We start from the raw sequence: 12,278 nt of genomic DNA on the forward strand, positions 1-12,278 counted from the left end.
CGTTTTAGTATCATGTTTGAAGAACGTGTAACCAAGTATTTTTAAAACCACATTTACACAGAATTATTTACACCCTCTTTTATGCCTAAGTTTTTATGTGAAATCAAACTTTATTTAATAAGCCATGACAGTTTAAAACATCATATTCTTTAATCACAAAACTAGAATGTAAGCCTGCGACATGCTCAATTTTACCAATTTTTTTTAATAAAATTTCACTGTAATTTTCCATATCTCGCGCCACCACTTCTACAATAAAATCTGCAGTCTGCCCTGTCACTAAAAATGCACGAATCACTTCAGGAATACTTTCCAATTCATCTAAAAATTTAGCAAAAATGTCAGTATCGTGCTTGCTTAAAGACACCTGCAACAGTACGTGTAAACTAAAGCCTAATTTCTGATAATTAATTTCACGCTTTAAACCTGAAATAATGTTTTGGTCAATCAGACTTTTAATACGACGATGTACCGAACTGACCGACATATTCACACGCTCAGAAAGTTCATTGAGGTTCACATCTTCATTGCTTAAAATTTCTAAAATATGCTTATCGAAACGATCTAGTTCCATTTTCTCAGGTACTCAAGCTTATAAGATAAATATTTAGGCTCTAGACTAGCAGATTTGCACTTAGTTTTACCTAATGAGGTCCCACAACTCTGTTGCTAGCTCATTAGGCTCCCTCATCCAACGCCATTCTGTTTCTTTAAGATGATAATCAAAATACTCTTTTGATATACCGTTGAACTTTGCTAGCCTTCTTTTACAAAAGCTCCAGAATGATTCTATTCCATTTATACGACATTGTCCTCTGGCAAATTCATTCGCTCCATGATTTACTCTAAAATGCTTTGAGTAACCAACATCTACCAAACCATTGTATCCACGCCAACCATCACTATAAATTACACTTTCAAGTGCGACTTTACCTAAGATAACTTGTTATAATGTAGTCTTTTTACAATCAGGGACTATTTCTGTATAAACTCGACCATTCCTTTCAAATATTCCAAATACAGGTTGTTTTAAAGTACCTCGACCTCGCTTCAATTTCCCATGAAAACCACGTTGTCTTTTTGCTCCAAAATAGCTCTCATCAACTTCAATAGAACCTACAAACTTTGCTCTTAAATCTGTTTGATGATCGTAGATTGCTTCTCTAAAAAGCATGTACCAATAGTTGATGGTATTACGGTTCAAGTTAAGCAATAAGGCTGTTTTAGAAGCAGGAATATCAATGCAAAAGCACTGAATAATTTTTTTAATCTTATAGTGACTTAATTTACTGTTTTCTATCATGATTCTAGACTAACATATCTATTCTGCTAGTCTAGAGCCTAATCTAAATAGCAATCCTACAGATGGTTTCAGTTTGGATAGTTTGACTGATGGCTTTGATCAATTAATTTCTGGTGCTGACTTAAATCTTGGTGATTTGCTGCAAGGTGCATCATCAAATACCAGCTCAGACATCAATCTTGATCAATTAATCCCAACCCTAGGCGATGCACTGGGTGGCTTGACTGGCGGCACGACAGATACTCAATTTGATTTGGCGACACTGCCAAACTTGGTACAAAATTTCGATCTCAACAATGCAAGTTCACTGTTCTAAATTCTACTCAACAAGACACAAAAAAAATACGCGCTCAATGCGCGTATTTTTTTGCTAAGTTTTATATTCCACGCCAATCGACACGTGCATTACGCTCAGTATTATAAATACGGCATACATACTGCCCTAATGGCAAATCCAACAGATAATCTTGATAGGCTTTAAACTCAGCTGAAATCATTTCACCATGCTCTTTTTCCCACGGCGTTCCAGCAATTTCTAAAATAGGGGCAAGCATTGAACACACCGAAATATCTGCCAAGCCCAAACGCTCTCCCACAAAATAACGTCCGTGATTATCAATCAAATGCTGATTTAAAATGACAATCAATTCATCCATACGTTGTTTAGATTCTGCTACTTTATCTTGATCGAGCTGATAACCCTTAGACACCAAAGCTTTAATAATTGGCTTAGAGTATTTAGAAAACTGACGCAAATAGCCTTTTTCACCAATTAGGATTTCCAAAGGTTCTTCACTTTCAGATAAGGCATGAGCCAAGCCCCAACGGCGTACATGCTGACCTAATTCATCTGCCAAAGTATTAATTGCCAGTGCATGTTTATATTGTTCGGCATCACTGCGTAATAAAGTATGTTCTGGATAAACATCATCAAGATAGAGAGCAATTTGCGTAGAATCTGCAATCCAGCGCTCTTGATCGCGTAATATTGGTAATTTATTTTGTCCTGTTTTTAATTGTGCAAAGGCCCGATGCACACCAGGAATTAAGTTCTGCGCATCATAATCTAATTCTTTATGATCCAATAACCAGCGAGCTTTCTCACAGAAATGAGATAAAGGAAACTGGTACAAGATGCGCATAAAATCTCCATTTTTAAGCTATAAATATTCAAAACAGTACACTTGCGGTGTTTGTCATACTTTAGTCATAGCCTCTTCTAAATACAATGTACTTTTTATTCAAAATTCGGGCAAAGCAGTCAGCTAAATCAGATCAATTTTCATCCTGCACTTCAACATCAACATTTCAAATGATCACTTCATAAGAAACATCATGCTGATAACCTGACTTTATCTGCCCTTTCATGTAAAATCATGCCTAATTTTTATATAACACGTTGTGAGTTATTCATGGGTTTTAATTGCGGTATTGTGGGCCTGCCAAACGTTGGTAAATCTACACTTTTTAATGCACTCACCAAAGCTGCAATTGCAGCGGAAAACTTCCCTTTCTGTACCATTGAACCAAACACAGGTATTGTTCCTGTGCCAGATTCACGTTTAGACAAATTGGCAGAAATTGTAAAACCACAACGTGTCTTACCAACGACTATGGAATTTGTGGATATTGCTGGTCTAGTTGCAGGTGCATCTAAAGGTGAAGGTTTAGGTAACCAATTCCTTGCGAATATTCGTGAAACTGACGCCATTGCACACGTAGTCCGTTGCTTTGAAGATGAAAACGTGATTCACGTAAATGGTAAAATTGACCCATTAGATGATATTGCCACCATCAATACCGAATTGGCTTTAGCGGACTTGGAAACTGTTAGCAAAGCGGTTACTCGTTTAGCAAAATCTGCCAAAGGTGGTGACAAAGAAGCAGTTGCAACCAAAGCCGTTTTAGAAAAAATTCAGCCTTTATTGGATGATGGCAAGCCAGCACGTGCTGCTAATTTAGATGATGATGAACGTAAATTAGTACGTGGCTTTGGTTTACTGACCTTAAAACCAACTATGTATATTGCCAACGTGGCAGAAGATGGTTTTGAAAATAATCCGCACTTAGAAGCAGTGAAAAAACTTGCTGCAGAAGAAAATGCGATTGTTGTGCCATTATGCAACCAAATTGAAGCCGAAATTTCACTACTTGAAGATGAAGACCGTGCAGAATTTTTAGAAGCTTTAGGCATGGAAGAACCTGGTCTGAACGTCGTTATTCGTGCTGGTTATGCGCTGTTAGGCTTACAGACTTACTTCACTGCAGGCGTTCAAGAAGTACGTGCATGGACTGTTAAAGTTGGTGCAACTGCCCCACAAGCTGCTGGCGTGATTCATACTGACTTTGAAAAAGGCTTTATTCGTGCTGAATGTATTGCTTACGAAGATTTTGTTCAGTACAACGGTGAAGCTGGCGCGAAAGAAGCAGGTAAATGGCGTTTAGAAGGTAAAACTTACATCGTACAAGATGGTGATGTTTTACACTTCCGCTTTAATGTCTAATATTGAATTTTTGAATGGCTTTCATTCTATAAGCCAGTCATAGATACAATTAAAAAAACCTCGATCACTTGATCGAGGTTTTTTATTGAACAATTCTTTGGAAAATTAATTAAGACTGCACCACATTACCCTTCTGTTTCGGGTCAGTATTTCCTAACTCAGGGTGAGCTAAGGCATCTGCACATTGCTTTTTATCACGTTCATAGTCAGCTTGTTTCTGGGCAAGACTACTTGAACTGTCTATGGTTGCACGCGCCCAAATTTCTAAACTGGTCAATGCCTTGCGACACAGTGCATATTTCCCTTCGGTCACTGAGTCTGTCATTTTGACATTAATGCGCCAGTCTGTACTGAGTTTACGGGCAGGTTTACGCACCTTGTCTTCAATCAAATTGCGCTGCTTACGGTAAACATAAGGTTCAACCTCATTCATTAACTCCCATGCTTTCTGTGCATACACAGTTGCATCATTGGTAAGTTTTGGCGCAGGTTTAATTTCTATAGTTTTTTTCGGGTCGTTGTCATTGCTACACGCTTGCAATAACACACTACTGCATAGAATTGAAGCCAGCAGTATTACAGGTGTTTTCAATTTCAACATATCGGTTCGCCCATACAAACAATTCGGCATTATGCTAGTGAATTCAAGTATAATACACAATCTTGATTTGACCCATCGTTCAACTTTCTCCCTCAAGGTGTGTCGTGTCCGTACACAATATTCAAACTGCTTCTACAGCCAGTTTTTGGCAAGGTGCCAAAGATAGTCAAGCGATTATTTTCACCTATCTGCCTGTTTCTTTTGCCTTTGGCGTTTCAGCCACACAATTCGGTTTTACCGCATGGGAAGCCTTATTTTTATCTTGCTCTATGTATGCAGGCGCAAGTCAGTTTTTGGTGGTGGCATTACTTGGCAGCGGCACCTCTATTTGGATGACTGCACTAACAGTGATTGCCTTAGACATTCGGCATTTACTCTATGGCCCCGCACTACAAAACCTGATTCAAGATCGGCTGAATCTTAAAAAAACTGCAATTTGGTCATGGGGATTGACCGATGAAGTCTTTGCTTCAGGCATGATTAAACTGTCACAACGGCGTCAGGAATGGTCTGAATCATGGATGTTAGGTCTCAGTCTATTTAGCTGGCTGTCTTGGGCGTTAGGTTCATTCTTAGGTGGCTTATTTGCTAACCAAGTCACGAAAATGCCACAGTTTTTACAAGCGGCGCTCGACTTTTTATTGCCTGCTTTATTCCTAAGCTTTTTACTGGCTGCTTTTGAAAAGAAACATACTTTTGTGGTGGGTATCACCATTGTCGTATCTGCCATTGCTTGTTATTTCATTGATTTATCTGCTGCAATTTTTATTGGCATATCTTCCGGCATATTGGCAGGCTTATTTAAACACTATGTGTTGAAACAACCCGACCCTGAACATACAGGAGTAAAATCGTGAGTTTAGAAATAATCTTAGTTGGCATTTTAGTGGGGATTGCCAACTTCGCATCGCGCTTTGGGCCATTTTTTGTGATTCAAAAATTTCAGCAAGGCTCACAAAAACGTGGCGCTTTATGGCTCAAAATTGCCTTAGGCAGCATCGGGATTGCCGCAATTAGTTCCATGCTCGTGGTCGCAACACTGCCGCCTTTGCTGGAAACACCAAATAAAAGTTTTGCCATGCTGGTCGGTTTCTTGGTACTCACAGGCTTATATTTTAAATTTAAGAAAATTGTTCCTGCCACCTTAACCGCAGCCCTGACCTACGGGCTGATTTACACCTATATACCTTTTAGTTTCTAGAACAGCTTAAATTAAACAACTTTGAAAACCGAAATCATCCCTTTCAAATGCAGTGTCATCACCGCTAAGCCACTGAATGCCATAAAATTGCATGACAAAATCATGATTTTATTGCAAACAGGGCTTAACTCATAGAACAGTTCTGCTATGCTAAAAGCCCACTTTAGCAAGGACGATTCACATGAGCGTGACCATTGGTACTCCCCTTCAATCTTCTGCTTTTAAAGTTTTGCTATTGGGTTCGGGGGAACTCGGTAAAGAGGTGGTGATTTCACTACAACGTTTAGGCGTAGAAGTACATGCCGCCGATCGCTACGACCATGCGCCAGCCATGCAAGTCGCACATTATGCCTATACTTTGAATATGGCAGATGCCACAGAATTAAAACAACTGATTGAAAAAATCCAGCCGAATTTAATTGTGCCTGAAATTGAAGCGATTGCGACACAGGTCTTGGTTGAAATTGAAGAACAAAACATCGCCACAGTCATTCCTTCTGCCAAAGCCGTCAATTTGACCATGAACCGTGAGGGAATTCGTCGTTTAGCTGCAGAAGAATTAGGTTTGCCAACCTCGGCTTACCGCTTCGCCAATTCTTTGGAATCTTTCCGTGCCGCCTGTGATGATATTGGCTATCCAAACTTTGTTAAACCTGTAATGTCATCTTCAGGTAAAGGTCAGTCAAGAGTAACTAGTTTTGATGAAGTAGATGCCGCTTGGGAATATGCTCAAACAGGTGGACGCGTCAATCAAGGCACTGTGATTGTTGAATCACAAATTGATTTCGATTTTGAAATTACCCTATTAACTGTACGTGCCAAAAACCCAGAAACTGGTGCTATCGAAACTTCATATTGTGACCCAATTGGCCACCGTCAAGATTCAGGCGACTATGTAGAAAGCTGGCAACCACAGCAAATGACTGAAGCCGCCCTAACTGAAGCCAAACGCATTGCCCATAAAGTGACAACTGCTTTAGGCGGCTGCGGAATTTTTGGTGTAGAGCTGTTTGTGAAGGGCGATAAAGTCTGGTTCAGTGAAGTATCGCCACGTCCGCACGACACAGGTTTAGTGACGTTGGCCTCACAATTTCAGAGTGAATTTGAATTACATGCACGTGCCATTTTAGGTTTGCCTGTCAACACTGCACGTCATAGTGTGGCAGCCAGTGCCGTGATTTATGCAGGTGTCGATGCCAATAATCTTTCATTTTCTGGCCTAAATCTTGCATTAGCTCATCCCGATACAGATTTACGTTTATTTGGGAAGCCTGAAGGTTTTGAGCGCCGACGTATGGGAGTTGCGACAGCACGTGCAGAAACCACGGCGCAAGCGCGCGAATTGGCTCAACACACTGCAAACAGTGTTAGCGTTCATTTAAACGAAAATCAGAATTAAGCTCGTCATTGCATAACGGAATTGTCCATGATCAATACATTACCCTTGCTGAACTATGTGAAAAGCAACCATGACATTCAAGCGATTAACCAATGGCGTACAGATGTCGAAAATCAGCTACAACAATGTTTTGAAAATGGACAATCCATCCGTGAAGTGATTTTGGCACGTTCCAATCTGATAGACGAAGCCCTGACATTTTTGTGGCAACACGCTGAATTAGATCAAACTGATTTAAGTCTATTTGCTGTGGGTGGCTATGGGCGCAAAGAAATGCTGCCTTATTCCGATGTAGACATTATGATTTTGTCGGAAGATGCCATTAGCCCAGAACAAGAGCAACTGATCTCGACCTTTATTTCATCATTGTGGGATGTCGGTAATTTCAAACCTGCAACCAGCGTACGTACCATTCAAGACTGTGTGATTCAGGCTACTAGCGATTTAACAGTCGCTACTGCCCTGATCGAAGCTCGTTTAATTACTGGTAACACCCAACTGGCAAAATGGCCACGTCGTTTTGTTTCGCAAACTTGGACAGATAAAACCTTTTTTGATGCCAAAATGCAGGAACAAAGCAAGCGTTATGCACAGCACAATGACACGGAAAGCAATCTAGAACCTGATATTAAAAATGCCCCAGGCGGCATCCGTGACATTAACCAAATTGGTTGGATTGCTAAACGACATTTTCGGGTCAATCGTATTTATGACTTGGTGCATTTAGGTTTTATTTCTGAGTTTGAATTAGGTGTACTTGAAGAAGCTGAAAGCTTTTTATGGGAAATTCGCCACCATTTGCACCGCCTGACCAAGCGTGATGAAAATCGTTTATTGTTTGATTATCAACGTGATATCGCTGCCACTTTTGGCTATGTCCGTGAAGAAGGCAAACCACCAAACTACCCAATTGAACAATTCATGAAGCGTTATTATCGCTCTGCACAGCAGGTTTCTGCCCTGAATGAAATGTTGTTGGCCTATTTTAATGAATCTGTAATTACCCCACGCCTGCCAAACTACGAACGCCAAATTGAAGAAATTAATGAAAATTTTAAATTGGTGGATGGCAAGCTTGCAGTTCAGCACCATAAAATTTTCTCAGAAAAACCAAGTGCGATTTTAGAAATTTTCTATTTACTGGCCAATCGCCCAGAAATTAAAGGGATTCGTGCACGTACTTTACGCTTACTTGCATTGGCCGCAAAGCGTATTGATCAAAGTTTCCGAGATGACCCTGCACATCAAGCCCTCTTCATGGCTATTTTACGCTCACCACATCGTTTATATAAAACATTAGTAACAATGAAGCGCTTGGGTGTATTAGGCAATTACATTCCTGCATTCGGGCAAATTACAGGCCTCATGCAATATGACCTGTTCCATATTTATACGGTGGATGCCCACACCTTACTGCTGGTACGTAACTTGAGCCGCTTCAAAGAACCTGAGTTTGCCAAAGCCTTTCCTGTGGTCAGCTCAGTGTTCCAACGTCTAGTACGTCGTGACATTATTTATTTAGCTGCAATTTTCCACGATATTGCCAAAGGCCGTCGTGGAGATCATAGCGAGCTTGGTGCTGTCGATGCCATCGAATTTTGTCGCAAACACGGGTTTACCGAACGTGAATGCAACTTGGTCGCATGGCTAGTCAAAAATCATTTATTAATGTCTGTCACGGCACAGAAAAAAGATATTTCAGACCCTGACGTAGTCAAAGAATTTGCCGAAAAAATGGGGGATATGGAGCATTTAGATTATCTGTACACTTTAACTGTTGCCGATATTAATGCCACCAACCCTACCCTTTGGAACACTTGGCGCGCATCCTTAATGCGTCAATTGTACACACAGGCAAGGGATGTGATTCGTTCAGGTTTAGGCCGTCCAGTCGATTATCAAATGTTGATTGAAGACACAAAATTTGCAGCCAGTGAAATTTTGGTAAATGATTTTTCACTCAGCGATGTTGAAAAAGTCTGGCAAGAACTGGGCGATGAATACTTCCTGAAAGAATCTGCCGATGAAATTGCATGGCACACCCGCGCAATTTTGGAGCATGGCGATAATCATGCACCATTAGTGCTCATGCGTGCGCACCGAAAATCAGCACAAGATGCAGTACAGATTTTTATTTATACCCAAGATCAACCCAACCTATTTGCCACTACTGTGGCCATTTTAGACCGAATGAATTTGGATGTTCAGGATGCACGGATTATTACCGCGACTAAATCCTTTAGTTTAGATACTTATGTTGTATTAGACCGATTTGGCACACTCCTGACCGATCCTGAGCGTGAAAAAATGGTTATTGATGCACTGATCGATGCACTAAGTCAGTCGGATAAATACCCAGGTTTGATGCAACGTCGTATCCCACGTCAATTACGCCATTTTGATATTGAAAATACTGTTGAAATTACTTTCAATACAGCCCTCAATCAAAACATGGTGGAAATTGCCACACTTGACCACCCGGGGCTTCTCGCCAAAATTGGTGGTCTGTTTATGATGCAGGGCTTAGATATTCACTCTGCCAAAATTGCCACACTTGGTGAGCGTGCAGAAGACATTTTCTTTGTCACCAAAAAAGATGGGCAACCCATGACCCATGCTGAAGCGGATACCTTTGCCTTGCAGCTGAAATCTGCTTTGGATGAAGCCTCTAATCAGGTCTGTGGTCAACACTAACTTCAATTAACGGAACATTCATGAACTCGAGTTTATCTCTCTTGCACCCTTACCCTTTTGAAAAGTTAAACCAACTCTTTCAAGATGTACAACCTGCAAATCTACCGTTAATTCCACTGTCTATTGGTGAACCTAAGCATCCTGCACCTGAATTTGTCAAACAGGCCATTATTGATAATTTTCAGCACTTATCGACCTACCCGAACAGTAAAGGTCTACCTGAATTACGCCAAAGTATTGCCAATTGGCTCACCCAGCGTTTTCATTTAAACCAAGTGAATCCTGAAACTCAAGTTTTGCCTGTTTCAGGTACACGCGAAGCAATTTTTTCATTTGTTCAGGCAGTGATTCAACGTGAAGATGCACCTTATGTGGTCATGCCAAATCCGTTTTATCAAATTTATGAAGGTGCTACTTTACTGGCTGGTGCCAAGCCATATTTCATCAATTGTACCGAAGCCAATGGTTATTTAGGTGATTTTGATGCTGTGCCTGCTGAAGTCTGGGAAAAAACAGCTTTGTTATTTGTGTGTACACCGGGCAATCCAACAGGTGCAGTACTGTCTAAAGCACAATTTAAAAAACTGATTGCATTGTCAGATCAATATAGTTTTGTAATTGCATCCGATGAATGTTATTCAGAGTTATGGTTTGACCAAGCGCCAACTGGTTTACTAGAAGTCTGTGCTGAACTTGGACGCGATGATTACAAAAACTGTATCGTATTTCATTCATTGTCTAAGCGTTCTAATTTACCAGGTATGCGTTCAGGATTTGTTGCAGGTGATGCATCCTTATTAAAACCGTATTTGCAATACCGCACCTATCATGGTGCTGCGATGCCTGTGCAACATCAACTAGCGTCTATTGCTGCATGGGACGATGAGCAACACGTCGAAGATAATCGCATACAATATCGTACCAAATTTGAACTATTCCAAACTGAACTGGGGCATTTGCTTCCATTGAAAAAACCCGATGCAGGTTTTTATTATTGGCTTCAGGTAGAAGATGATGAAAAATTTGCAAAAATGCTCATGGAAAAAGCACACATTAAGGTACTGCCTGGACGTTACTTGTCACGTGATACCGCACAAGGCAATCCAGGGGAAAATCATGTACGCTTGGCATTAGTCGCAGATCTAGCGCAATGCGAACAAGTGATTCAACGTCTGAAAGCGGTTTTATAAAACATACGTGCACTATAAAATACTACTGCTCTATTTCATAGAGCAGTAGTATTTTAAAAATTCAATTAGAATATCAATAATCTACCGTAATCATAATGCGATCTGAATAATCGCCTGCACGAACTCGAGCTGCATTAAAATTTTGTAATTCTGCTTTAATAATATAATGATGTTTAGACTTTTTATGTTGCAGGACATTCTTCTGCCATAACATTCCTGCATCGCCATGCAAGCTGTATTTGACGCGAATATGATTATTCTTCCCCGCATAAGAAAGATGCTGACCTTTCAACATACTCTCACCATTCATATTTAGCATATTTTGACTATCAAACTTAATCGTAAACATACGGTCACATTCCACACTCACACCAGTCGTGCTTGTACTACCAGAAACTGGCTGCAATCGAATCTGCCCTGCGCCAATGTCTGACATACGGCACATTGCCAAAGTTGCGCTGGAAACCATACTAAAGCCACTAAACAGCAGAATCAGAAGTATATTTTTTGTTGTTTTTTCATAATGCGACCTACTTACAAATTAAGCTAGTTGGTGTATTCACCTGATGGATATCTGTAATTTCAAATTCAACCTGACAAGATTGAGTTGCAGAAGTGCTGACTTTTAAATGCTGCTTTCCATTTTTGACCCCATATAAGGTTGCTGTATCTTTACTGCCAATCACGTAAATTTCGTCCTCGTTCCCATTCAGGATAATTTGACTACCTTTAGGTAATTTAGCCCCTGCACGATCACGCAGTTCAATTGAAATTGCCTTGGTCTGTATGACTGGAAATTCCACAACATAGCCACGTTTGTTCAACGGCATAATGGTCTTTCTCGTATCTGTGATCTGATCTTCGATATTGAGTTGGTTTTGATCGAAAGATAAATGCTGGTCGCTATAAGCGATTAAATCATTAACAAAGATTTCACCCTTCTGATTGGTTTTTCCTACAAATATATCATTCCGATAAACATCGATATTTGGACTATTTGCAACTTTCACCAAGGAGAATCCATGATCAACAGAACGCGTTAAAGCCACACTACGATCTAACCATGTCACGGCGCCATTCATGGCAAATTGATAACTTTCAGTTTGACCCGTTTGCAAATACTGCAGATTTAAGTCACCAATTTGGGTTTTTAAATGACCATTAACATGCCCCGAAAATTCATTTAGATTATATAAATAGCCTGTACCCACAGAATAGTTAAAACCAGTAGATGCAGGGGTATCTTTAATCAAACTTAGGTAGCTTGAATCGGTATGATTTTGTGTTAAGTAGGCTGTATGTTTGGGACGGTAATCCTCCCATAAATAACCGAAGTTAAAAGTAGAGGTTAAGCAGCCATTAGAGGTGGCTTTCCTTTGTTAGCTT

General features: G+C 40.2%; 11 protein-coding genes and 2 pseudogenes. 7 read left to right on the forward strand and 6 right to left on the reverse strand.

All coding sequences use genetic code 11. From position 1 onward, the window contains the following. Positions 1–103: 103 nt before the first annotated feature. Both HHA41_RS12400 and HHA41_RS12405 read right to left on the reverse strand, forming a co-directional pair. Positions 104–574 carry an Lrp/AsnC family transcriptional regulator gene (locus HHA41_RS12400; protein ID WP_168418614.1) on the reverse strand — a complete coding sequence of 157 codons (471 nt, stop codon included), beginning with the start codon at positions 572–574 and terminating at the stop codon, positions 104–106. 66 nt (positions 575–640) lie between these two features. Next, a pseudogene (locus tag HHA41_RS12405) lies at positions 641–1,303 on the reverse strand (IS1595 family transposase). A gap of 73 nt (positions 1,304–1,376) precedes the next feature. Between HHA41_RS12405 and HHA41_RS12410 the strand changes: the two are divergent. Continuing rightward, positions 1,377–1,619 carry a hypothetical protein gene (locus HHA41_RS12410; protein WP_168418615.1) on the forward strand — a complete coding sequence of 81 codons (243 nt, stop codon included), beginning with the start codon at positions 1,377–1,379 and terminating at the stop codon, positions 1,617–1,619. A gap of 61 nt (positions 1,620–1,680) precedes the next feature. On the opposite strand, the gene HHA41_RS12415 is transcribed toward HHA41_RS12410, so the two are convergent. Further along, complete coding sequence (locus tag HHA41_RS12415) at positions 1,681–2,445, reverse strand: glutathione S-transferase family protein (RefSeq protein WP_168418616.1); 765 nt, start codon at positions 2,443–2,445, stop codon at positions 1,681–1,683. Between the two features lie 270 nt (positions 2,446–2,715). On the opposite strand from HHA41_RS12415, the gene ychF reads away from it, so the two are divergent. Continuing rightward, positions 2,716–3,807: a redox-regulated ATPase YchF gene (gene ychF, locus HHA41_RS12420; protein WP_168418617.1), complete on the forward strand. Its 1,092-nt coding sequence runs from the start codon at positions 2,716–2,718 to the stop codon at positions 3,805–3,807. A 109-nt stretch (positions 3,808–3,916) separates the two neighbouring features. On the opposite strand, the gene HHA41_RS12425 is transcribed toward ychF, so the two are convergent. Then, positions 3,917–4,408 (reverse strand): hypothetical protein, encoded by a 492-nt coding sequence (locus HHA41_RS12425; protein ID WP_168418618.1) that lies wholly within the window; start codon positions 4,406–4,408, stop codon positions 3,917–3,919. 119 nt (positions 4,409–4,527) lie between these two features. Between HHA41_RS12425 and HHA41_RS12430 the strand changes: the two genes are divergently transcribed. From HHA41_RS12430 to dapC, 5 genes are all read left to right on the forward strand, one after another. Continuing rightward, the gene (locus HHA41_RS12430; RefSeq protein ID WP_286429803.1) at positions 4,528–5,265 is read left to right on the forward strand and encodes an AzlC family ABC transporter permease; all 738 of its coding nucleotides are present in this window, start codon (positions 4,528–4,530) and stop codon (positions 5,263–5,265) included. Beyond that, positions 5,262–5,609 carry an L-valine transporter subunit YgaH gene (gene ygaH / locus HHA41_RS12435; RefSeq protein ID WP_168418620.1) on the forward strand — a complete coding sequence of 116 codons (348 nt, stop codon included), beginning with the start codon at positions 5,262–5,264 and terminating at the stop codon, positions 5,607–5,609. Before HHA41_RS12430 ends, ygaH begins: the two co-directional genes overlap by 4 nt. Positions 5,610–5,790: 181 nt before the next feature. Continuing rightward, complete coding sequence (purT, locus tag HHA41_RS12440) at positions 5,791–7,008, forward strand: formate-dependent phosphoribosylglycinamide formyltransferase (protein ID WP_168461920.1); 1,218 nt, start codon at positions 5,791–5,793, stop codon at positions 7,006–7,008. A gap of 27 nt (positions 7,009–7,035) precedes the next feature. Next, a complete protein-coding gene (gene glnD, locus HHA41_RS12445; protein WP_168461921.1) occupies positions 7,036–9,702 on the forward strand; it encodes a [protein-PII] uridylyltransferase in 2,667 nt (888 codons plus the stop codon). 20 nt (positions 9,703–9,722) lie between these two features. Beyond that, positions 9,723–10,892: a succinyldiaminopimelate transaminase gene (gene dapC, locus HHA41_RS12450; protein ID WP_168461923.1), complete on the forward strand. Its 1,170-nt coding sequence runs from the start codon at positions 9,723–9,725 to the stop codon at positions 10,890–10,892. A gap of 73 nt (positions 10,893–10,965) precedes the next feature. Here the strand turns inward: dapC and HHA41_RS12455 are convergent, their stop codons facing one another. Further along, the gene (locus tag HHA41_RS12455; protein ID WP_168461924.1) at positions 10,966–11,361 is read right to left on the reverse strand and encodes a hypothetical protein; all 396 of its coding nucleotides are present in this window, start codon (positions 11,359–11,361) and stop codon (positions 10,966–10,968) included. Positions 11,362–11,422: 61 nt separating this feature from the next. Next, positions 11,423–12,178, reverse strand: a pseudogene (locus tag HHA41_RS12460) (fimbria/pilus outer membrane usher protein); the annotation flags it as partial. Between the last annotated feature and the right edge of the window lie 100 nt (positions 12,179–12,278).

The sequence above is a fragment of the Acinetobacter sp. A1 genome (assembly GCF_012371315.1).
Classification (GTDB): domain Bacteria; phylum Pseudomonadota; class Gammaproteobacteria; order Pseudomonadales; family Moraxellaceae; genus Acinetobacter.